The following is a 21,120-nucleotide window of genomic DNA, read 5'->3' on the forward strand; positions in this document are numbered from 1 at the left end:
CGCGAACTGCCCCGTGCAGGCACCTGCACCATCCGTGTCCGGGGACGTCCGGCTCGCCGCCTTCTGGTCCGCCCAGCAAGTCCGACTCACAGCGGTGCTGGACGGCCTGGTGCCGCCCGGCGCGCGGGTGTTCTATCTCGACTACCCCGTCTCCTCGAATGTGGGCGACCTGTTGCTGTATCACGGCACGGAAGCCTGGCTCAGCAAAAGCGGTCACCAAGTGGTGGGGAGGGCCTCGATCATCGATTTTCGCTTCCCGCGCCTGGCCGCCGACGTGGCCATCCTGTGCCAGGGCGGGGGTAACTTCGGTGACCTCTACCGGCACCAGCGCTTCCGGGAGGCCGTCGTTGCGCGCTACCCGGGCAATCGGATCGTCTTCCTGCCGCAGACGGTGCACTATCAAAGCGCGCAGGCCATCGCCGAGTCACGTCGTCGGCTCAGCGCCCACGACGACCTGCACCTGGTGCTGCGCGAGCACCGCAGCCTGGCCCTGGCCGAGCAGTACTTTCCCGGCTGCCGCACCTACCTGGCGCCCGACATGGCAGTGATGCTCTACCCGATCACCCGGCAGTACACTCGGAGCGGTCCGGGCGGGCAGCTGTGTTTGTTCCGCCGTGACAAGGAGCGCCCTGCCGAGCATCTGCCTACACGGGGCTGTTGTACCTGGGAAGGTGATTGGAAGCAAATCCTCGGCGTGCATTACATCGCGTTACGACTGCTTCAGGCACTCATTATCACGGCGGGCACACTTGGACCCACCTCCGTCACCGCACGCGTGTGGAAAGCGTTCACTTGGCAGTTAGTCCAGCGGTCTGCCGCACGCTTTCTGGCTGCTGATCGCATAGAGACATCCCGCCTGCATGGACACATCTTCGCCGTTCTACTCGGCGTCCCTTCGCGCTTGCACGACAACAGTTACGGTAAGAACGCTGCCTATTTCAGGTGTTGGCATAAGCCAATGGCGCTCGCCGACGACAGCCTGATCCTGGAGTAATACATGCAGGTCATAAGCCAACGCACGCTGCCGCGGTGGGGACTGAGCATACCGGGCTTCGGACTTACGGACCCGGCACTCATGCAACGACTGCGTCGCGTGGCCAGCCGTGCGGAGAAGCGCGGCCTAAAGAAGACCGTTGGCTCGGTTATCTTTCGGCCGAGGGCCTTCGTGCGCGCGTTATTTCCAGCATTCAGGGATGTTCGCTGGGTGCGCAGCTCCACCGGCAAAAGCGGTCTGCAACAACGCTGGGAACGGGCGGCGCTGGTAATCTTTCTCCGCATGGACCCCGACGCCTACTATCTTCTCGGTCTTCACGACAGTGCCCGGTATGCGCGGGCAGGCGAGTTCGTGACCCCGCGCCAGCTCTGCAACCTCCATGCCTGCCTTGCGCAGGCCATTGACCCGGCCGTTCGGGACATCGTATCGAACAAGGGACGGTTCTTCTCTTTCTGCTTGGAGCACGCCATCGCCACCCCCGAAGTCTTGACGACATGGCATCCCAACGGAGCCGGGTTCGATGTGCAGGAAGCCGCTGAAGGCTGCTTGCGCCGATGCGGGGAGACATTCTTCAAGCCGCAACAAGGTTTGTGCGGTATCGGCGCCGGCATCCTAACCGTGCGGCACGGCCAAGGCTGGTCGATCACGTCCGGCTCGACGCGAAAGAAGCTGAAGTCCTGGGTCGAGGTGTGTCAGTACCTGCAATACTCGAACGAGCCCGTGATTTTCCAGCCCCGGCTCCGCAATCACCGCGTCCTGGCGCGATTCGGTGAGCACGCAGTGCATACCGTGCGCATCGCCACCATGCGCCTGAACGGCGACATCCAGCCATGCGCGGCCTTTTTGAAGATTGCCGCCCCGGGTGCCATCGCAGACAATTTCGCAGCGGGCAGCATCGCCGTGCACGTGGACATGGCCTCGGGCCGACTCGGTCGCGGCGCCACCAAGGCCCATAGCTGCCTCCCCGCAAGCCTTACGGCGGTGCCCGGGACAGGCGAGCGCTTCGCGGGGCTCACCGTGCCGCACTGGCGTGAGAGCTTGGCGCTGGCCCGACGACTGCATCGACTGCTGGACGACTTCCCGAGCTTGGCCATGGATATTGCGGTCACCGACGATGGCCCCGTGATCGTCGAAGCCAACGAGATCTGGGGTAGCGATGGCTTCCAGAAAGCCTCCGACATCGGCCTCGGCAGGTGGCTGTTACCGGCTTACTGTGCCGAGCACCTCCGACGCCCCTGACCATTGAACAGCCTGAGGAATCCGCGGACCGGCGTCCGCAAGATTGTCTGGAATGCGGGTCAGATCGGCCTGGCTCGCTTCGTCACCCTCGCCTGCCGTGCCATTTACCTCGTCATTGCAGCGCGCATGCTCGGCGCGGAGGCGTATGGATCGCTGAGCGTCGCCATCGCCTGGACGCTCAGCTTCCTGCCGCTCGTCACGTTCGGGCTCGGCCCTTACCTGATCGCCGAGCTGAGCAGCGATAAGGCCGCATCGCCACGAGTGCTGAGCCAAACACTGTCTCTGACGGCAGTTGGGGCGGTGCTGGCCGGGATAACCGCCGCGGGAGTCGGCATCGCCTTCGAGCCGGACGCGCTCATTCGAATGCTCGTTATCGTATGCGCCCTCGCCATGATGGGCCGCGGCATCGTGCGCTGGAGCGAGCACGTCTTCCTTGCCTATGAGCGGCCCAGCTACACGCTGCGTCAGGAGACGATATTCCGCAGCCTGGAGCTGAGTATCGTTGCCCTGGTGCTGCTTGCCGGTGGCGATGCGCTGGCGGTCGCGGCGATCGGTGCAACATGCTGGCTGCTGGAGGCCGCGTCCGGCATCCGGCTGGTGCGAAAACGGGTCGCACGTCACCCGCTACGCCGGGATTTCTCTGCGGTGTGGATGCTGCTGATATCCGCGGCCCCACTGCTCATCACCCAACTGTGCGCACAAGGCTTGTATCACTATCCGCTGGTTTTCGCCCGCAATCTATTGGGTGATCGACAAGCAGTGGGTAATGTTGCGCTCGCAATGCAGGCCCTGATCCCGGTCGCCATGTTGCCGGGCGCGCTCGCGCAAGTAGCGATGCCGGCACTCGTGCGCTCACAGGGTCGCGGCGACGGGCGCGACATCGACTTTATCGCAACGGTGATTCGCTCGACACTCATTGCAACGGCAGCTTGTGTCATTGGTGCCGCCGCCGTCGGGCCGTCCTTGGTTCCGCTGGTCATGGGCACGCAATATGCGCTCGCCGGGGAATTGCTTTGGCTCCCCATGCTGATGCTGGCGCCCCTCACCCTGTACTTCAGCAGCGGGACTTGGTTATTTGCCGGCCGCCGCTACACCTACGCTGCTGTATCAGGCTGCTTGGCTGTGCTGGTGCTGGCGCTGAGCGCGCAAGTGCTGATTCCTTGGCTCGGTCCTGCCGGCGTCTTCCTGGCGGCCGCGACAGGACATCTCTCCGGCACCCTGGCCCGATTCATTCCGCTGCTCATAACTGGCACCGCTGCCTTCGGCGTACAGACGCGCAACGCCTTTCTCGCCGCGACGGCCGCTGTCGGCGGCTATGGGCTCTGGGCCTGGGCGGGATGGCCGGTCCTGCCGGGCTGCGTCCTCTGCCTGGGCTTGCTGAGCCTGGCCACCTTTCGCTGGTGTCTGAAGCCTGGCGAGCAACAGTTCCTGGCTTCGATTTGGGCGCAACGTCTGGGCCTGCGCACCACGGGGCTCAAGGCAGAGGAGCGGCAATGAATTGCAGCCACCCCAGAGCGCGGACTATCGTCATGTCCGTACCGACACTCCAGCAATTGGCCAGCGGCGAGTGGCAACTCAGCTGCGCCATCGGCGGGCACCACGTCTTCTTTCGCGCGGAAATGCCACTCTACGCCGGGCCGGAGCCTTTTCTCAGCGCCTTTCTGCTGCCGACCATGGCAATGCGTCGGTACCTCACCAGTCCGGTTCCGGTCTGCGAGACATGGCTGCGCAACAGCCGGGCGCTGCGTGCCCGCGCGGCAGACTGGTGGGGCTTCAGCAGCGGCGGTATCTTGGCGCCGGAAGTCCAGGCACCCCCACATGCCGATGTCGGTACCGAGGCCCACACCGGACTCTTCTTTTCCGGCGGCGTGGACGCCTTTCATTCGCTTTCAGCATGCCGCCCGCGGATCGACAAGCTGATCTTCATAGAGGGCGCAGACACGACGTTGAGCGATACCACACGCCGAGAGCAGGATCGTCGCTTGCTGCAATCGGCCGCTGCCGCGGCGGGGCTGGATCTGGTCATCATCGCAACCAATCTTCGCGAGCATCCCCTATTTCGCCGGATCGGTTGGTGGGAGGCTCACGGTGGCGCGCTCGCGGCGACGGCACATGCCCTGAGTATGAGCCTGGGAGCGGCCATCATTTCGGGCAGTGTCTCCATGCAGCCGCACGGCTCGCATCCGGATCTCATTCCGACGTACTCGTCGCGCCGCTTGCGGCTGGACGTTTACGCCGGAGGAGTACCGCGCTGGGAGAAGCTGCGGACAATTCTCGCTGATCCGATCGCCTTGCAGCATTTGCGCGTTTGCTGGGTCCACCAGACCGATGGCGACAATGCCATGAACTGCGGTGTCTGCGAGAAATGCCTGCGGACCCTGCTGCAGTTGGAGTGCCTGGAATCCGGTGTGACGCATGGTCTGCCGACCTTCCCTGCCGACCGCCTTGATGAACGCCTGCGTCGGCTGAAGTGGATTCCACCGCACGTCGCCCCGCTTTGGCGGCATATCGCTGGACAGACATCATTGCCGCCGTCGCTGAGAAGACAGGTTTGCCAACTCCTGAAAAGGTCCGAGCGGATTCGTCGGTCTCCGCTCAGGATGCCGCCCTTCCTGATGGATCGCTATCGCCACCTGCGTGCCGCCTGGTCACTCCACCGACACCCGGGCAGCGCCGGTTGAATCGGGTCGCAGGCGGCGTGACTGAAGACACTGACGGGCCTATCCCGCCGCCAGCGTATTCAACGGAAAGGGGCGCCGAAGCGCCCCTCTCAGACCGACATGACGGTTCCGCGTCGGCGGAAAACGCGATCAGTTGACCTTCGGATCGAGCTCGCCCTTGGCGTAGCGATCAGTCATGTCTTCCAGCGACATGACCTTGATCTTGCTGGCGTTGCCGGCGGTGCCGAAGGCCTCGTAGCGCGCCTTGCAGATGTCCTTCATGGCCTTGGTGGAGGCGGCGAGGTACTTGCGCGGGTCGAAGTTCTTCGGGTTCTCGGCGAGGTGCCGACGGATGGCGCCGGTGGAGGCCATGCGCAGGTCGGTGTCGATGTTGACCTTGCGCACACCGTTCTTGATGCCCTCGGCGATCTCCTCCACCGGGACGCCGTAGGTCTCGCCCATGTTGCCGCCGAACTCGTCGATGATCTTGAGCCAGTCCTGCGGCACGCTGGAGGAGCCGTGCATCACCAGGTGCGTGTCCGGGATGCGGGCGTGGATCTCGCGGATGCGCTGGATGGCGAGGATGTCGCCCGTCGGCGGCCGGGTGAACTTGTAGGCGCCGTGGCTGGTGCCGATGGCGATGGCGAGCGCGTCCACGTGGGTGTCGGCGACGAACCTGGCGGCCTCTTCGGGGTCGGTCAGGAGCTGGTCGTGGGAGAGCTTGCCCTCGGCGCCGGAGCCGTCCTCTTCACCGGCCATGCCGGACTCAAGCGACCCGAGGCAGCCGAGCTCGCCCTCCACGGACACGCCGCAGGCGTGCGCCATGTCCACCACCTGGCGGGTGACGCGGGCGTTGTACTCGTAGTCCATGGGCGTCTTCATGTCCTCGCCGAGGGAGCCGTCCATCATCACGGAGCTGAAGCCGAGCTGGATGGAGCGCTGGCAGACGGCCGGGGAGGCACCGTGGTCCTGATGCATGACGACCGGGATATGCGGCCACTCCTCGATGGCGGCGAGGATCAGGTGACGCAGGAAGGGGGCACCGGCGTACTTGCGGGCGCCGGCGGAGGCCTGGCAGATGACCGGGGAGTCGGTTTCGTCGGCGGCCTCCATGATGGCGCGCATCTGCTCCAGGTTGTTGACGTTGAACGCGGGCACGCCGTACTGATGCTCGGCGGCGTGATCCAGCAGCTGGCGGAGTGAAATCAAGGCCATTGGGGCTCTCCTGTGTCGCTGAGTGAGTGTCGCAGGTGGAAGTGGGGCGGGGCCCGCCTCAGTCGCCGGCGAGCAGCTTGTGCTCGCCGACGCGCATGATCTTCATGATGTTGGTCTGTCCCTCAACGCCGCCGCGGTCGCCCTTGGTGATGATCACCAGGTCGCCGTCGACGACGGTGCCCTGTCGCAGCAGCTCTTCGATGACCTCGCGGTTGACCTCGTGGATGTTCTTGCTGGCCACGTCGAAGTTTATCGGGTAGACGCCGCGGTAAAGCGTGACTTTTCTGCGGGTATACACGAGCCGGGTCAGGGCGTAGATGGGGATGCCCGTGTTGAGCCGCGACATCCACTTGACCGTGCTGCCGGACTCGGTCAGCGCGGCGACGGCCTTCACGCCCAGGTGATTGGCCGCGTACATGGCGGACATGGCGATGGCCTCGTCCACACGCTTGAAGCGGGTGTCCAGCCGGTGGCGGGACTTGCGGCGGTAGTTCTCGGACTCGGCGCAGATGCGGTCCATCGCCGCCACCACCTTGGCCGGGTACTTGCCGACCGAGCTCTCGGCGGACAGCATGACGGCATCGGTGCCGTCCAGCACCGCATTGGCGACGTCGAAGACTTCGGCCCGGGTGGGGATGGGATTGTCGATCATGGACTGCATCATCTGCGTCGCGGTGATGACGACACAGTCCATGTCCCGGGCCTCGCTGATGAGCCGCTTCTGTACAGCAGGCAGCTCGGCGTCGCCGATCTCCACGCCCAGGTCGCCGCGGGCCACCATGATGACGTCGGACGCCTTGATGATCTCGCTGGCGTGCTCCAGGGCCTCGGCCCGCTCGATCTTGGCGACCACTCCGCCCTTGCCGCCGGCCTGGGTGAAGAGCTGGCGCGCCAGGTGCACATCGTCCGGGCTGCGTACGAAGGAGACGGCGAGGTAGTCGGCCTCCGCCTCGGCGGCGAAGGCGATGTCCGCCTTGTCCTTGTCGGTGAGTGCCGGCGCCGACAGGCCGCCGCCGCGCTTGTTGATGCCTTTGTTGTTCGAGAGCTTGCCGCCGAGGAGAACCTTGCAGCGAATGCTGCGGCCGTAGATCTCCGTGACTTCAAGCTCGATGGCGCCGTCGTCCAGCAGGAGCTGGTCGCCGGGCATCAGGTCGTCAGCCAGGTGGGCGTAGGTACAGCCGACGCGCTCCTGGTTGCCCGAATCCAGCGGGCAGTCCAGATCGATGCAGAACGCATCGCCCGCGCTCAGCGCGATGCTGTCGCCCTCGAAGCGACCGATGCGGATCTTCGGCCCCTGCAGGTCCACCAGCACGCCCAAGGGGTGCTTCATGGCCTTGGCCACGGTGCGCACCCGCTCCACCCGCTTGCGCTGGCGCTCGTGGGTGTCGTGGGACATGTTGAGCCGGGCCACGTTGAGACCGGCGGCCACCATGTCTTCCAGCACACCGGGTGGGTCGGTGGCTGGGCCAAGCGTTGCGACGATTTTGGTTCTGCGGGGCATGTTAGGGACAGTATCGAGTATCGAGTACCGAGGAAGAGGCGCGAGTACGGGTGGGTCTTCCCTCGGCACTCGCTCCTCGAAGCCCGAGACTAGTCTTTCGCCCTCTCCTCCAACATCGCCACCGCCGGCAAAGTCTTGCCCTCCAGGAACTCCAGGAAAGCACCGCCCGCGGTGGAGATGTAGGACACCTTGTCGTAGATGTCGTACTTCTGAATGGCGGCGATGGTGTCGCCGCCACCGGCCAGCGTAAAGGCGTCGGTGTCGGCGATGGCCATGGAGACGGTCTTGGTGCCCTCGCCGAACTGGTCGAACTCGAACACGCCCACCGGGCCGTTCCAGACCACGGTGCCGGCCTTGTTGATGATATCGGCAAGCGCATTGGCGCTGTCCGGGCCGATGTCGAAGATCATGTCGTCGTCGGCGACTTCTTCCACCTTCTTCTGCACCGCCGGCTCGTTCTCGTCGAACTTCTGCCCGACCACCACATCGGTGGCGATGGGGATGGTGGCACCCGCGGCCTCGGCCTTGTCCATCAAGCCCTTTGCGGTGTCCACCAGATCTGCTTCATACAGGGACTTACCGACGTTGTGGCCGGCGGCCTTGATGAAGGTGTTGGCGATACCGCCGCCCACCACGAGCTGGTCCACCTTCGTGGACAGCGCCTCCAGCACCGTGAGCTTGGTGGAGACCTTGGAGCCGCCGACGATGGCGACCATGGGCCGCTTGGGGTCGGCGAGCGCCTTGTGCAGCGCGTCCAGCTCCTCGGCCAGCAGCAGACCGGCGCAGGCGGTGGGCGCGAACTTGCCGGCACCGTGGGTGGAGGCCTGGGCGCGGTGGGCGGTGCCGAAGGCGTCCATCACGTACACATCGCAGAGCGCGGCGTACTGCTTGGCAAGCTCTTCGTTGTCCTTCTTCTCGCCCTTGTTGAAGCGCACGTTCTCCAGCAGCACCAGCTCGCCGTCGGCGACCTCCGGGGCGGTGTCGAGATAGTCCTTCACCAGGCGCACCTCGCGGCCCATCTTGGCGCCGAGGTCGGCGGCCACCGGCGCCAGGGAGTTCTCCTCGGAGTAGACGCCCTCCTCCGGGCGGCCCAGATGGGACATGACCATCACCTTGGCACCCGCCTTGAGGCAGTGCTCGAAGGTGGGCATGGACGCGGTGATGCGCGCATCGGACGTGACCTTGCCGTCCTTGACCGGGACGTTCAGGTCAGAGCGGATCAGCACGCGCTTGCCGGCGAGATCCAGGTCGGTGAGCTTGATGAAGGACATATACGGGAGCCTCATGCAGTGGTGTCGAATGTCAAGAGCAATCTGGAAAGCGTTTTCCCGCTTTCCGCATCACTCCGGCAAGCGCTGAGGACCGAGGCACGGTCAGCGAAGGCCGCTCCTCGGCCCCCAGCCCTCAGTCCTCAGACCTCAGCCCTCACTTAGCCACGTGCTCCACCATACGCAGCATGTTGCAGGTGTAGCCGTACTCGTTGTCGTACCAGGCGACGACCTTGACGAAGGTGGCGTCCAGCATGATGCCGGCGCCGGCGTCGAAGACGGACGGGGTGGTGGCACCGCGGAAGTCGGTGGAGACCACCTTGTCCTCGGTGTAGGCCAGCACGCCGGCGAGGTCGCCGGACTCGGAGGCCGCCTTCATGGCCGCGCAGATGTCGTCGTAGGTGGCGTCCTTGTCCAGCTCGCAGGTGAGGTCCACCACCGAGACGTCGGAGGTGGGCACGCGGAAGGCCATGCCGGTGAGCTTGCCGTTCAGCTCCGGCAGCACCTTGCCGACGGCCTTGGCGGCGCCGGTGGAGGACGGAATGATGTTCTCGAGGATGCCGCGGCCGCCGCGCCAGTCCTTCTTGGACGGGCCGTCCACGGTCTTCTGGGTGGCGGTGGCGGCATGCACGGTGGTCATCAGACCGCGCTTCACGCCCCAGTTGTCGTTCAGCACCTTGGTGACCGGCGCCAGACAGTTGGTGGTGCAGGAGGCCGCGGAGATGATGGCCTGGCCGTCGTAGACGCCGTGGTTGACGCCGTAGACGAACATGGGGGTGGCGTCCTTGGAGGGCGCCGACTGGACGACCTTCTTGGCGCCGGCGGCGATGTGCTTCTGGCAGGTCTCCTCGGTGAGGAAGAAGCCGGTGCACTCGATGACCAGATCGGCGCCGATCGCGTCCCACTTCAGGTTGGCGGGGTCCATCTCGGCGGTGAGGCGGATGGACTTGCCGTTGACGATCATGCTGTCGCCGTCGACGGCGACATCACCCTGGAAGCGGCCATGCACCGAGTCGTACTTCAGCATATAGGCCAGATAGTCGGGGTCCAGCAGGTCGTTGATGCCGACCACCTCGATGTTCGGGAACTCCTTGCTGATCGCACGGAAGGCCATGCGGCCGATGCGGCCGAAGCCGTTGATACCAACTTTCAGGGTCATGGTCGTTTACTCCTGATCGGACAAAGGTTGGAAAGCAGCTGCTCTCGGAAGCGAGCGCCGGAAGCGGCGAGTAACGCATGGCTGGTGACGAGGAAGGAGCGTCCTTCTCCGCACCGCGTTACTCGCGACGCGACACTCAAAGAAGGCTCTTCACGGCGTCCGCCACGGCATCGGCCGTGACACCCAGGGCCTTGTAGACATCGCCGGCCGGCGCGGACTCGCCGAAGGTGTCCACACCCACCACCTTGCCGTGCATGCCGACGTACTTGGGCCAGAGATTCGACACGCCCGCTTCCACGGCGACGCGCGCCGGCACCGTCTCCGGCAGCACCATGGCCTTGTAGGCGGGGTCCTGGGCATCGAAGGCGTCCATGCTCGGCATGGAGACGACACGGATCTTGTGCCCTTCCCCGGTGAGCTTCTCGGCCGCCTCCATGGCGAGCGACACCTCGGTGCCGGTGCCGATGATGATGGCCTCGGGCAGGCCTTCGCATTCCTTCAGCACGTAGGCACCGCGCTCGATGTCGCGGATCTGCTCGTCGGTGCGGGCCATGTGCGGCGCGCCCTGGCGGGAGAAGATCAGGGCCGTCGGACCGCCGCTGCGCTGCAGCGCGAGCTTCCAGGCAACCGCACTCTCCACGGCGTCACAGGGGCGCCAGGTGGACATGCGCGGCGTCAGCCGCAGGATCGAGACCTGCTCCACCGGCTGGTGGGTGGGGCCGTCCTCACCGAGGCCGATGGAGTCGTGGGTGTAGACAAAGATCGGGTTGATCTTCATGAGCGCCGCCATGCGCACCGCATTGCGGGCGTATTCCATGAACATCAGGAAGGTGGCGCCGTAGGGCTTGAAGCCGCCATGCAGCGCGACACCGTTCATGACGGCGGACATGCCGAACTCGCGCACGCCGTAGTAGACGTAGTTGCCGGACGCGTCCTTGGGCTTGACACCCTTGGCACCGGACCACAGCGTCAGGTTGGAGCCGGCCAGGTCCGCCGAGCCGCCGAGCAGCTCCGGCAGCATCGGGCCGAAGCCGTTCAGCGCGTTCTGGGATGCCTTGCGGGTGGCGATCTTCTCGGCCTTCTCGTCGACAGACTTGATGAATTCCCGCGCCTTGGCCTCGAAGTCCTCGGGCAGCTCGCCCGCCATGCGGCGCTGGAATTCGGCGGCCTCCACCGGGTACTCGGCCTTGTAGGCGGCGAATTTCTCGTTCCAGGTCTGCTCGGCGACGGCGCCGCGCTCGCGGGCGTCCCAGGCCTGATAGATGTCGTCCGGCACTTCGAAGGGCGGGTGATTCCAGCCCAGCGCCTCGCGGGTGAGGACGATCTCGTCATCGCCGAGCGGTGCGCCGTGGCACTCCTCCTTGCCCTGCTTGTTCGGCGAGCCGTAGCCGATGATGGTCTGGCAGCAGATGAGCGACGGCTTGTCGGTGACGGCGCGGGCCTCCTCGATGGCGGCCTTGACGGCCTCCGGATCATGCCCGTCCACCTCCGGAATGACGTGCCAGTTGTAGGCCTGGAAGCGCTTGGGCGTGTCGTCCAGGAACCAGGCCGGCACATCGCCGTGACCGCGCACCTCGCCGTCGATGGAGATGTTGTTGTCGTCGTAGAAGGCGATGAGCTTGCCGAGGCCGAGCGCACCCGCCAGCGAGCAGGACTCGTGGGAGATGCCCTCCATCAGGCAGCCGTCGCCGAGGAAGACATAGGTGTAGTGATCGACGATCTCATGCCCCGGCTTGTTGAACTGCGCGGCGAGGACCTTTTCTGCCAGCGCCATGCCCACACCATTGCTGATGCCCTGCCCCAGCGGGCCGGTGGTGGTCTCGACCCCCGGCGCGTAGCCGTACTCGGGGTGACCCGGGGTCTTGGAGTGGAGCTGGCGGAACTGCTTGAGCTCCTCCAGCGGCAGGTCGTAGCCGGTCAGGTGCAGCAGCGAGTAGATCAGCATCGAGCCGTGCCCGTTGGAGAGCACGAAGCGGTCGCGGTCCGCCCAGTCCGGATTCGCCGGGTTGTGCTGCATGAAATCGTTCCAAAGCACTTCGGCGATGTCGGCCATGCCCATGGGGGCGCCCGGATGCCCGGACTTGGCCTTCTGCACGGCGTCCATGCTGAGCGCGCGGATGGCGTTCGCGAGTTCTTTGCGTGAGGACATAAGGATCTCTCCTCGGTCGGGTTGTCGATGCGATCTGGCAGGAAGCTTCATCACCCGCTGCGGCGGCTGCGGCCGGCACCTGTGCCCGGATCACGGGATGGGAGCCGCGGCCGGCGGGGACCTCGTGGTGGGCTGCAACGGACCTCGCGGCTGCGCTGAAAACCAAATCCGGCCTCGCAGGAGCCGTGCAGCCTGCGGCCGGCCGGACGCTTTCGCCAAACGGACACTCGCCACCGCGTGCGCTCGCAAATCGGCACGACACGGCATGGGGAATGAACCGCGTATTCTTGCGCAAAATGCGCGGTTTAGCCAGAAGACGGCGGCGCCGGCGGCGTCACGCCCTTCATAACTTTCTAATATTAAGGATTTCACTCGACTACAAGCAAGTCGAACCGCCGGAACCCCCCGCCCGGCACCCGAACGGGCCCTTCCCCGGCCCGCCCGGGGCGTCAGGCGTCAGCCCTCGCGCCACTTGATGGAGCAGCCGATGCTCGGGATCTGCTCCGCCGGACCCTGCCCCGTCTCGGCCACCTGCTGCATCCCCAGGAACAGGTCCCGGCGCACGTCCGGCGGCGCCGTCTCCTTGCGGCTCGCATCCAGCCGCCCGCGGTACTGCAGGCCCAGGTCCGCGTTATAGCCGAAGAAGTCCGGCGTGCAGACGGCGCCGAAGGTCTTGGCGACCGCCTGCGTCTCGTCGAGCAGATAGGGAAAGGGAAAGTCGTACTCGGCGGCCACCTTCTGCATATTCTCGAAGGAGTCCTCCGGATAGTCGGCAGGGTCGTTGGACATGATGGCCACGGCGCCGATGCCGAGCTCGGCAAGCGCCCGGGCGTCGCGCACAATGCGCTCGCGCACCGCCTGCACGTACGGGCAATGGTTGCAGATGAACATGACCAGCAGCCCGTTCGGGCCCCTGCACATGTCGCGGGTCCAGGTCTTGCCGTCGACGCCGGGCAGGGAGAAGTCCGGTGCGGGCTGGCCGAAGTCGCAGACAGGGGTTTCGAGAGACACCATGGTGGCCTCCTAGAGCGCAGATTCGGTTCGGAAAAGGCGGACCATGGTAACCGAACAACAGGCGGTGGGAAGCCCGTCAATGCCTCCGGGCACCTGTTCATCGCCGTCGGGCTCGGTTAACATGAGCCGCTCTCGACCGCCGCACTCCCACGCGGCACCGCGTCTTCTCACTCCCACCAACAGCAACAAAGAGCGCCTGGGGGCGCCCTCATATCGCTATGTCAAACGAACTGCTCTTCACGTCAGAATCCGTCTCCGAAGGCCATCCGGACAAGGTCGCGGACCAGATCTCCGACGCCGTCCTCGACGACATCCTCGCCAACGATCCCAACCCCGGTGCCGCGCGCGTCGCCTGCGAGACCATGATCAAGACCGGCGCGGTCATCGTCGCCGGCGAGATCACCACCGACCACTACGTGGATTTCGACAGCCTCGCCCGCCGGGTGGTCAACGACATCGGCTACGACCGCTCCGAGGTCGGCTTCGACGGCCACACCTGTGCGGTGATGTCGCTGGTGGGCAAGCAGTCCTCGGACATCGCCCAGGGCGTGGACCGCAAGAGTCCCGAAGAGCAGGGCGCCGGCGACCAGGGCCTGATGTTCGGCTACGCCACGAACGAAACCGACGTGCTGATGCCCGCCCCCATCACCTTCGCGCATCGGCTGGTGGAGCGCCAGGCCGAGGTACGCAAGAACAAGACCCTGCCCTGGCTGCGCCCGGACGCCAAAAGCCAGGTCACCATGCGCTATCGCGACGGCGAAGTCGTCGGTGTGGACGCCCTCGTGCTCTCAACCCAGCACGACCCGGACGTGACCCAGCAGCAGATCCACGAGGCGGTGATGGAGACCATCATCATGCCCGTGATCCCCAAGGAGTGGATCCACAGCGACACCAAGATCCACATCAACCCCACGGGGCAGTTCATCATCGGCGGCCCGGTGGGCGACTGCGGCCTCACCGGGCGCAAGATCATCGTCGACACCTATGGCGGCATGGCCCGCCACGGCGGTGGCGCCTTCTCCGGCAAGGACCCGTCCAAGGTGGACCGCTCGGCGGCCTATGCCGGGCGCTACGTGGCCAAGAACATCGTCGCCGCCGGCCTCGCCGACCGCTGTGAGATCCAGGTCTCCTACGCCATCGGCGTGGCCGAGCCCACTTCCATCAGCGTCGAGACCTTCGGCACCGCCAAGGTGGACGAGACCCGCATCGCCATGCTGGTGCGCGAATTCTTCGATCTGCGCCCCTACGGCCTGATCCAGATGCTGAACCTGGTGAAGCCCATCTACCGCAGCACCGCCGCTTACGGCCACTTTGGCCGCGAGCTGCCGGAATTCACCTGGGAGGCCACGGACAAGGCCGAGCAGCTGCGCGACGCCGCCGGTCTGTAAACCGAGCGCCGGCGCTTCCCGGCAGGCTTCTGCACCGCTGCGCAGAAGCCGACGCGCTGCGGCCGTGCAACTCCTGCGCCCGGCCGCAGCGCCATCACCCACAAGCATAAGCACCGAAGCCGGTCCAACGAACAGGGCTGCGGCGCGGCCTGCGCCTGCACTGTCGTACACCGGTCCAATCCACGCACAAATCCCGCGGGAGCGAAACAGCATGAGACCGCTATTGGCACTGGGCGCCCTCACCGCCCTCAGCGCGCCGGCGAGTGCCGGCTTGGTTGTCGAAAACACCAGCTTTGCCGACACCAACGGCGCCGGCAACGCCCAATCGGCGATGTCATTCACCACGGACAGCGCTGACTACAGGCTCGACCGCGTCGTTGCCGTGCTCGGGGAGCTCAATATCGGCGCTGATCTCACGGTCACGGGCCGCATCTTCAGCGATGCGGGCGGCGTGCCGGGCAGCGTCGTAGCCAACGGCACGCTGAGTCAGGTGACACTGTCCGGTTTCGCCCAGACGCCGCGCGACTTCCTGCCGCAGTCCGGCGTCCTCAGCCTGCTCGCGGACACGACCTACTGGCTTGTCCTCGAAAGCCTGGGCGGGATCAACGGCCTCCTCTGGCAGCGAGCCGTCTCTGCGGACGAGCGCTCTCCGGCGCCTTATGCCTGGACCATCGGCGACGATCACGCTTTCTTCTCCAGTCCCGACGGCTGGGCGAGCGCCGCCAGTATTTACACGCTGGAGGTCTATGCCACCGCCGACGGCGCCGGCATCCCGAGCCCGGCGACCATTCCACTGCTGCTGCTCGGGCTCGGAGTACTGGGCCAGGCATACCGGCGCCGGAGCGCAACATAGGCGCCCGGTTGGACAGGCGCTCTGCGGCGTTGCGCGCGGGGCTGCTCCTGCGAACCCTGGCCCGCCGGCGGCGCGCATCGGGCTGCATGGGAGGCCTCCGCGATCCTGCCCGCCGCAGTCCCCGGCGCCGGACCGACAGCCCGGAATCCGTTGCATGAGAATCGGCACCCCACTCTCCCCCAACGCCACCCGCGTCATGCTGCTCGGCGCCGGCGAGCTCGGCAAGGAAGTCATCATCGCCCTGCAGCGCCTCGGCATCGAGGTGATCGCGGTGGACCGCTACGCGGATGCACCCGGACACCAGGTGGCACATCACGCCCGGGTCATCGACATGGCCGATCCCGCCGCGCTGCGGGCGCTGATCGACACGGAGCGACCGGCGATGATCGTCCCGGAGATCGAGGCCATTGCCACAGACGTCCTTGCCGAGGTGGAGCAGGCTGGACTGTGCGAGGTCATTCCCACGGCCCGGGCGACGCAGCTGACCATGAACCGCGAGGGCATCCGCCGGCTCGCCGCCGAGGCGCTGGGCCTGCCCACATCCCCCTACGCCTTCGCCGATGATTTCGACACGCTTGAGCGGGAGGCGGCCGCCATCGGCTTCCCATGCATCATCAAGCCCGTCATGTCATCGTCCGGCAAGGGCCAGTCGCGGGTGGACGAGGCCGCCGCGCTGCGGGCCGCCTGGGACTACGCCATGGCCGGCGGGCGCGTGAACCAGGGGCGGGTGATCATCGAGGGCGTGGTGGATTTCGACTTCGAGATCACGCTGCTCACGGTGCGCAGCGGCCCGCTAGGCGGCGAGATCAGCACCCAGTTCTGCGACCCGGTGGGCCACCGGCAGGTGAGCGGCGACTATGTGGAGAGCTGGCAGCCGCAGCCGATGACCGACCCCGCCCTGGCCAGGGCCCAGGACATCGCCCGGCGTATCACCGACGCCCTTGGCGGGCGCGGCCTCTTCGGCGTCGAGCTCTTCGTGCGCGGCGACCGGGTCTGGTTCAGCGAAGTCAGCCCCCGCCCCCATGACACCGGCATGGTCACCATGGCCTCCCAACGCCAGAGCGAGTTCGATCTGCACGCCCGCGCCATCCTCGGCATGCCGGTGGACACCCGCCGCGACGCCGTCGCCGCCAGCGCCGTCATCTATGGCGGCATGGACGCCGTGGGCATCGGCTACGACGGGGTGGCCGAGGCGCTGGCCGTGCCCGAGTCGGACCTGCGCCTGTTCGGCAAGCCCGAGGCATTCACACGCCGGCGCATGGGCGTCGCGCTGGCGCGCGGCGCCGATGTCGACAAGGCGCGGGCGCGGGCGCAGCAGGTGGCGGCGGCGGTCAAGACGCGGCCGAGCTGATCGATCCGCCGCCCACGGCGCTGCGCCCTCGGCGGCGCGCTGCCTGAATGCCCACTCGCGACAAACCGGGCGCCAGTGCGCCACAAGCGGGGTGCGTATCTCGTTCGGACGGCCCTGCCGAGCGTGGCAACCCTCGGGTCTGCTAGTCTACCGCGGAGATACCAGCCCGGAGGAGATCGCATCGTGCTCGCCCACGACCTGCACAGCCGAATCCACCGCTTCAGCGTGGCGCAGTTCCACCGCATGATCGAGGCCGGCTGCTTCGACGACGGCGACCGGGTGGAGCTCATCGACGGGGAGATGCGGGACATGACGCCCATCGGTCCGCCCCACCAGGGCACCACCGACAGCCTGACCATGCGATTTGCGGCAGCCTTGGCGGGACGGGCCATCGTCCGCGTCCAGGGGCCGGTGGTGCTCGACGACGGCACCGAGCTGTATCCGGACCTGTCGGTGCTGCAACAGCGGGAGGACTTCTACCGCAGCGCCAACCCCACCGGCGATGATGTGCTGCTGGTCATCGAGGTGGCCGATTCGAGCCTGGCACTCGACCAAGGGGTAAAGCTCGCGAAGTACGCCCACGCCGGCATCCGCCGCTATTGGGTCGTGGACCTGCGCCACCGCACGCTGCACGACTACCGCGACCCGGATCGCTCCCAGGGCCACTACCGGCAACCGCAGTCGCTGACCGGCGGCAGCCTCGACATCGACCTCGCCGGGGTACGGATGACGCTGCCGATCACGAGCCTGTTTGCCGACTAGGCTCCGCCCGGGCCGCGCGCTCGCAGCCTGGCGTCACGCACACCAGGGCAATGCCGGTTAGGGACTGCCGCAGAAGGCGGCGGCCATCCCTGGCAGAGATCCCCCTGCCGGACACCGACAGTGACCAGACCGCGGCCAACAGTGAACAGCGGATCAGTGATCAGCGGTCCATGGGGGCGGCGCAACGCACACACGCAACCCGTTGACGCTGCTCCTGACGAACGGGAAGAGCCTGAAGCGCAGGGCGGCACGCGACAAGCCCCCGGCAAAACCGAAGCCCCCGCCGCGAAACGCCCGCTGAGACTCGGCGTCCGGCGTGCAGTCATCGGGCGCCTGCGCCTTGTTCAGGCACCACGCCCAGACGTTGCCGTAGGCGTCGAGGATGCCCGGCTCGCCCGCATCGTTGGCAGGCCGGGCGGCGCCACGGGGGTAGAGCCCGACGGCCGTGGTCTGGACCAAGTTCGAGCCCTTCGGGTCCGCCGGAACGGCCTGTCGCCCATCCGTGCCCTGCTCGTTGCAGTTGGCGATGCCGGGCTCCCAGGCGCCGCCCCAGGGATAACCGCGTGCGGCCAGCGCCTCCAGGGTGTCGCCGGGGCCGTGGGCGGCGAGCAGCCACTGGTCCTCCGTCAGCAGCGTCAGCGTCTCATCCGCACCCAGGCGCCGCGGGTCGTCTGCCGGCAGCGCCCGCAGCCGCGCGGTGAGCCAACGACAATAGGCCATGGCCTCCGCCCAAGTGACTACCGTCTTGGGACGGTTGTCCTGGGGGTGCTGAGATGGATCGGCAGCAAATGGGCCGGGGATGTCGCGCCAGTAAGCGTCGTCGCCGTATTCAGCGCCCTCGAGCTCGGCAAACGGCTGGTACTGCGCATTGGTGATGGGATAGCGCGCCATGCGGAACGCCGCCACCGACGCGATCCGGCCCGGCCATCCGGCCCTCGGCGTCCTCCTCGCCCCAGGCAACCGTCCCCGCCGGCACCTCCACCCAGGCGATGTCCGGCAGGCCGTCGGCCCACAGGCCGACGCCGGGCCGGGTGTCGCCGAGCACGCAGAGCAGGTCGCCGAGCGCCGCCCGGCGCAGGTGCCAGGGGCGCTGGTCGGGTGTTCTACAACACCGCCATGGGCAACCCGCCGCCGGAGATGGCGGCCTACCGTGATGCGCTCACCGCCATGACCCGGCTGCCCGGCATCGCCGGCTGGGTGGAGGTGCACGACTACGCGGAGCTGCTGGCACCCCACGCGGCGGAGCTCTCGGCGCTGTACGAGCGCTTTGCGGTGGGCCTGGAGCGCGACCTCGATGCCATGGTGGACCCGGAGACCTGGGGCCGGCTGTTTCGCAGCTTCCGCGCGGCGATGAGCACCCGCACCCTGGGCCTGTCCTACGCGCAGATGAAGGCGGTGTTCGGACCGCAGCCGAGCCCCGCGGCCCCCTTGGTGCAGCGCGTGGACGCCATGGCCCGTGACGGGCTGAAGACGCAGCTCGCCATCAAGCTGGCGGCGGATGCCATGGGCTTTCTGGACGGCTGGCGCCCGGACCACCTGCGCGCGAGCTGCCACAAGGGCCTGAAGCACGGCCGCGGGGTGCTGGTCCGCGAGCTGACGCCGCTGACGGACGCGCTGGGTGCTGCCTCGCCTGACCGCGGCGCCGGGGACGGCGCGCAGGCCGGGTCCAGCGGGCGCACCTGCCTGCTCTTCAGCCCGGCATGCCGAGAAACCACCGCCCGTCCCGGCTGGACAATCCCCCACCCCGTGGCGTTACAATGCGCGGACAACACCAGCACGGCGTTGCAATCCTGCCGGGCACCGGGCACACATCAACCGCCACCGCCCCGCCGAGGCCGCCGCTGCCATGCGCGCCTGGTTCGGCGCACCCCCGCCGCAGAAGCGGCCGCCATTCACCACTGCCGGACACAACACGGGGCACCGCCACGGTAGCGCCTTCGCTGCCCGTCACTGTTTGGCGCAGGAGGTCGAGCCGACCGCACCCAGCACATTCCCAACCCCGTTCCGAGGAGCGCTGCAACAGGGCCTGTCGCCCTGCCAGGCTCGGTCGGGGGTCCGCCTGTTCCAACGGCGCTCACTCAAGATACTCAGGAGCTGAATACCATGAGTGAGTTCAACGACTACAAGGTTGCCGACATCTCCCTGGCCGACTTCGGCCGCAAGGAGATGGACATCGCCGAGACCGAGATGCCGGGCCTGATGGCCATCCGCGAGAAGTACGGCCCGAGCAAGCCGCTCAAGGGCGCGCGCGTCACCGGCAGCCTGCACATGACCATCCAGACCGCGGTGCTCATCGAGACCCTGGTGGAGCTCGGCGCCGAGGTGCGCTGGGCCTCCTGCAACATCTTCAGTACCCAGGACCACGCCGCCGCGGCCATCGCCGCCCGCGGCATCCCGGTCTACGCCTGGAAGGGCGAGACGCTGGAAGAGTACTGGTGGTGCACCGAGCAGGTGCTGAACTGGCCCGACGGCGGCGGCCCGAACATGATCCTGGACGACGGCGGCGACGCGACGCTGCTGGTGCACAAGGGCGTCGAGTACGAGAAGGCGGGCTCCGTGCCCCAGGCCACCGCCGATGACAACGAAGAATGGACGGCAGTGCTCGGCGTGCTGAACCGCACCTTCGAGCGCGACAACCGCCACTGGCACCGCACCGCCGAGGGCATCAAGGGCGTCACCGAGGAGACCACCACCGGCGTGCACCGCCTCTACGAGATGCACAAGGCCGGCACCCTGCTGTTCCCGGCCATGAACGTCAACGACTCGGTCACCAAGTCCAAGTTCGACAACCTCTACGGCTGCCGCGAGTCCCTGGTGGACGCCATCAAGCGCGCCACCGACGTGATGATCGCCGGCAAGGTGGCAGTGGTCTGCGGCTACGGCGACGTGGGCAAGGGCTCCGCCGCCTCGCTGCGGGGCTTGGGCGCCAACGTCTGGGTGACGGAGATCGACCCCATCTGCGCGCTGCAGGCGGCGATGGAGGGCTACCGCGTGGTGGACCTGAACGACGTCGTCGGCCAGGCGGACATCTTCGTGACCGCCACCGGCAACAAGGACATCATCACCGAAGAGCACATGCTGGCCATGAAGGACCAGGCCATCGTCTGCAACATCGGCCACTTCGACAACGAGATCCAGGTGGACAAGCTGTCCAAGTATGATTGGATCGAGATCAAGCCGCAGGTGGATCAGATCGTCTTCCCGGACGGCCATCGCATCACCCTGCTCGCCCGCGGCCGGCTGGTGAACCTGGGCTGCGCCACGGGCCATCCGAGCTTCGTCATGTCCAACTCCTTCACCAACCAGGTGCTGGCGCAGATCGAGATCTTCACCAAGCCTGCGGAGTACCCCATCGGCGTCTATGTGCTGCCGAAGCACCTGGACGAAGAAGTCGCCCGGCTGCACCTGGAGAAGATCGGCGCCAAGCTCACCAAGCTGCGCCCGGACCAGGCGGAGTACATCGGCGTCACCGTCGAGGGGCCGTTCAAGACAGATCACTACCGGTACTGATGAGGGGCTGGGGGCTGGGCACTCGGTTCCAGGCCCCAGCAGTCCGAAGCGAAGGCC

General features: G+C 66.7%; 17 protein-coding genes and 1 riboswitch. Of the genes, 10 read left to right on the plus strand and 7 right to left on the minus strand.

From position 1 onward, the window contains the following. Window positions 1-34 precede the first annotated feature (34 nt). From QZ607_RS12915 to QZ607_RS12930, 4 genes are all read left to right on the plus strand, one after another. Window positions 35-994 (plus strand): polysaccharide pyruvyl transferase family protein, encoded by a 960-nt coding sequence (locus tag QZ607_RS12915; RefSeq protein ID WP_295883214.1) that lies wholly within the window; start codon window positions 35-37, stop codon window positions 992-994. Between the two features lie 81 nt (window positions 995-1,075). After that, window positions 1,076-2,233: a sugar-transfer associated ATP-grasp domain-containing protein gene (locus QZ607_RS12920; RefSeq protein WP_295883216.1), complete on the plus strand. Its 1,158-nt coding sequence runs from the start codon at window positions 1,076-1,078 to the stop codon at window positions 2,231-2,233. 3 nt (window positions 2,234-2,236) lie between these two features. Further along, window positions 2,237-3,730: an oligosaccharide flippase family protein gene (locus QZ607_RS12925; RefSeq protein WP_295883219.1), complete on the plus strand. Its 1,494-nt coding sequence runs from the start codon at window positions 2,237-2,239 to the stop codon at window positions 3,728-3,730. Between the two features lie 32 nt (window positions 3,731-3,762). Next, complete coding sequence (locus QZ607_RS12930; RefSeq protein WP_295883221.1) at window positions 3,763-4,914, plus strand: hypothetical protein; 1,152 nt, start codon at window positions 3,763-3,765, stop codon at window positions 4,912-4,914. A gap of 129 nt (window positions 4,915-5,043) precedes the next feature. Here the strand turns inward: QZ607_RS12930 and fba are convergent, their stop codons facing one another. From fba to QZ607_RS12960, 6 genes are all read right to left on the minus strand, one after another. Further along, entirely contained in the window at window positions 5,044-6,108 is a 1,065-nt protein-coding gene (fba, locus tag QZ607_RS12935) for a class II fructose-bisphosphate aldolase (protein ID WP_295883223.1), read from the minus strand. 58 nt (window positions 6,109-6,166) lie between these two features. Continuing rightward, entirely contained in the window at window positions 6,167-7,609 is a 1,443-nt protein-coding gene (gene pyk, locus QZ607_RS12940; protein ID WP_295883226.1) for a pyruvate kinase, read from the minus strand. Window positions 7,610-7,698: 89 nt separating this feature from the next. Next, window positions 7,699-8,880 (minus strand): phosphoglycerate kinase, encoded by a 1,182-nt coding sequence (locus tag QZ607_RS12945; protein ID WP_295883229.1) that lies wholly within the window; start codon window positions 8,878-8,880, stop codon window positions 7,699-7,701. A gap of 154 nt (window positions 8,881-9,034) precedes the next feature. Further along, on the minus strand, window positions 9,035-10,036 hold the full coding sequence (gap, locus tag QZ607_RS12950) for a type I glyceraldehyde-3-phosphate dehydrogenase (protein WP_295883232.1): 1,002 nt from the start codon (window positions 10,034-10,036) through the stop codon (window positions 9,035-9,037). Window positions 10,037-10,172: 136 nt separating this feature from the next. After that, window positions 10,173-12,185, minus strand: a complete 2,013-nt coding sequence (gene tkt, locus QZ607_RS12955) for a transketolase (RefSeq protein ID WP_295883234.1) — start codon at window positions 12,183-12,185, stop codon at window positions 10,173-10,175. Window positions 12,186-12,641: 456 nt separating this feature from the next. Then, window positions 12,642-13,199, minus strand: a complete 558-nt coding sequence (locus QZ607_RS12960; protein WP_295883236.1) for a thioredoxin family protein — start codon at window positions 13,197-13,199, stop codon at window positions 12,642-12,644. 218 nt (window positions 13,200-13,417) lie between these two features. On the opposite strand from QZ607_RS12960, the gene metK reads away from it, so the two are divergent. The 4 genes from metK (at window position 13,418) to QZ607_RS12980 (ending at window position 17,553) form a co-directional block, all read left to right on the plus strand. Next, window positions 13,418-14,587: a methionine adenosyltransferase gene (metK, locus tag QZ607_RS12965; protein ID WP_295883238.1), complete on the plus strand. Its 1,170-nt coding sequence runs from the start codon at window positions 13,418-13,420 to the stop codon at window positions 14,585-14,587. 223 nt (window positions 14,588-14,810) lie between these two features. Further along, window positions 14,811-15,440 carry a choice-of-anchor R domain-containing protein gene (locus QZ607_RS12970; RefSeq protein ID WP_295883241.1) on the plus strand — a complete coding sequence of 210 codons (630 nt, stop codon included), beginning with the start codon at window positions 14,811-14,813 and terminating at the stop codon, window positions 15,438-15,440. Between the two features lie 154 nt (window positions 15,441-15,594). Continuing rightward, window positions 15,595-16,791: a formate-dependent phosphoribosylglycinamide formyltransferase gene (gene purT / locus QZ607_RS12975; protein ID WP_295883244.1), complete on the plus strand. Its 1,197-nt coding sequence runs from the start codon at window positions 15,595-15,597 to the stop codon at window positions 16,789-16,791. Between the two features lie 183 nt (window positions 16,792-16,974). Continuing rightward, the gene (locus QZ607_RS12980; protein ID WP_295883248.1) at window positions 16,975-17,553 is read left to right on the plus strand and encodes a Uma2 family endonuclease; all 579 of its coding nucleotides are present in this window, start codon (window positions 16,975-16,977) and stop codon (window positions 17,551-17,553) included. A gap of 153 nt (window positions 17,554-17,706) precedes the next feature. Here the strand turns inward: QZ607_RS12980 and QZ607_RS12985 are convergent, their stop codons facing one another. After that, window positions 17,707-18,762: an SUMF1/EgtB/PvdO family nonheme iron enzyme gene (locus QZ607_RS12985; RefSeq protein WP_295883252.1), complete on the minus strand. Its 1,056-nt coding sequence runs from the start codon at window positions 18,760-18,762 to the stop codon at window positions 17,707-17,709. Here QZ607_RS12985 and QZ607_RS12990 point away from each other — a divergent pair. Together QZ607_RS12990 and ahcY are read left to right on the plus strand one after the other, a co-directional pair. Then, complete coding sequence (locus tag QZ607_RS12990; protein ID WP_295883378.1) at window positions 18,652-19,485, plus strand: hypothetical protein; 834 nt, start codon at window positions 18,652-18,654, stop codon at window positions 19,483-19,485. The two genes, QZ607_RS12985 and QZ607_RS12990, sit on opposite strands and share 111 nt — an antisense overlap. Before the next feature lie 68 nt (window positions 19,486-19,553). Beyond that, window positions 19,554-19,636, plus strand: a riboswitch (S-adenosyl-L-homocysteine riboswitch). A 20-nt stretch (window positions 19,637-19,656) separates the two neighbouring features. Then, entirely contained in the window at window positions 19,657-21,063 is a 1,407-nt protein-coding gene (ahcY, locus tag QZ607_RS12995) for an adenosylhomocysteinase (protein WP_295883255.1), read from the plus strand. Window positions 21,064-21,120: the final 57 nt, after the last annotated feature.

The organism is uncultured Thiohalocapsa sp. (genome assembly GCF_913063425.1).
Taxonomy (GTDB): Bacteria; Pseudomonadota; Gammaproteobacteria; order Chromatiales; family Chromatiaceae; genus Thiohalocapsa.

Coding starts and splice junctions, on each gene's coding strand:
- QZ607_RS12920 (WP_295883216.1), top strand. CDS start 1,076: ATGCAACGACTGCGTCGCGTGGCCAGCCGTGCGGAGAAGCGCGGCCTA.
- QZ607_RS12930 (WP_295883221.1), top strand. CDS start 3,763: ATGTCCGTACCGACACTCCAGCAATTGGCCAGCGGCGAGTGGCAACTC.
- fba (WP_295883223.1), bottom strand. CDS start 6,108: ATGGCCTTGATTTCACTCCGCCAGCTGCTGGATCACGCCGCCGAGCAT.
- pyk (WP_295883226.1), bottom strand. CDS start 7,609: ATGCCCCGCAGAACCAAAATCGTCGCAACGCTTGGCCCAGCCACCGAC.
- QZ607_RS12945 (WP_295883229.1), bottom strand. CDS start 8,880: ATGTCCTTCATCAAGCTCACCGACCTGGATCTCGCCGGCAAGCGCGTG.
- gap (WP_295883232.1), bottom strand. CDS start 10,036: ATGACCCTGAAAGTTGGTATCAACGGCTTCGGCCGCATCGGCCGCATG.
- tkt (WP_295883234.1), bottom strand. CDS start 12,185: ATGTCCTCACGCAAAGAACTCGCGAACGCCATCCGCGCGCTCAGCATG.
- QZ607_RS12960 (WP_295883236.1), bottom strand. CDS start 13,199: ATGGTGTCTCTCGAAACCCCTGTCTGCGACTTCGGCCAGCCCGCACCG.
- metK (WP_295883238.1), top strand. CDS start 13,418: ATGTCAAACGAACTGCTCTTCACGTCAGAATCCGTCTCCGAAGGCCAT.
- purT (WP_295883244.1), top strand. CDS start 15,595: ATGAGAATCGGCACCCCACTCTCCCCCAACGCCACCCGCGTCATGCTG.
- ahcY (WP_295883255.1), top strand. CDS start 19,657: ATGAGTGAGTTCAACGACTACAAGGTTGCCGACATCTCCCTGGCCGAC.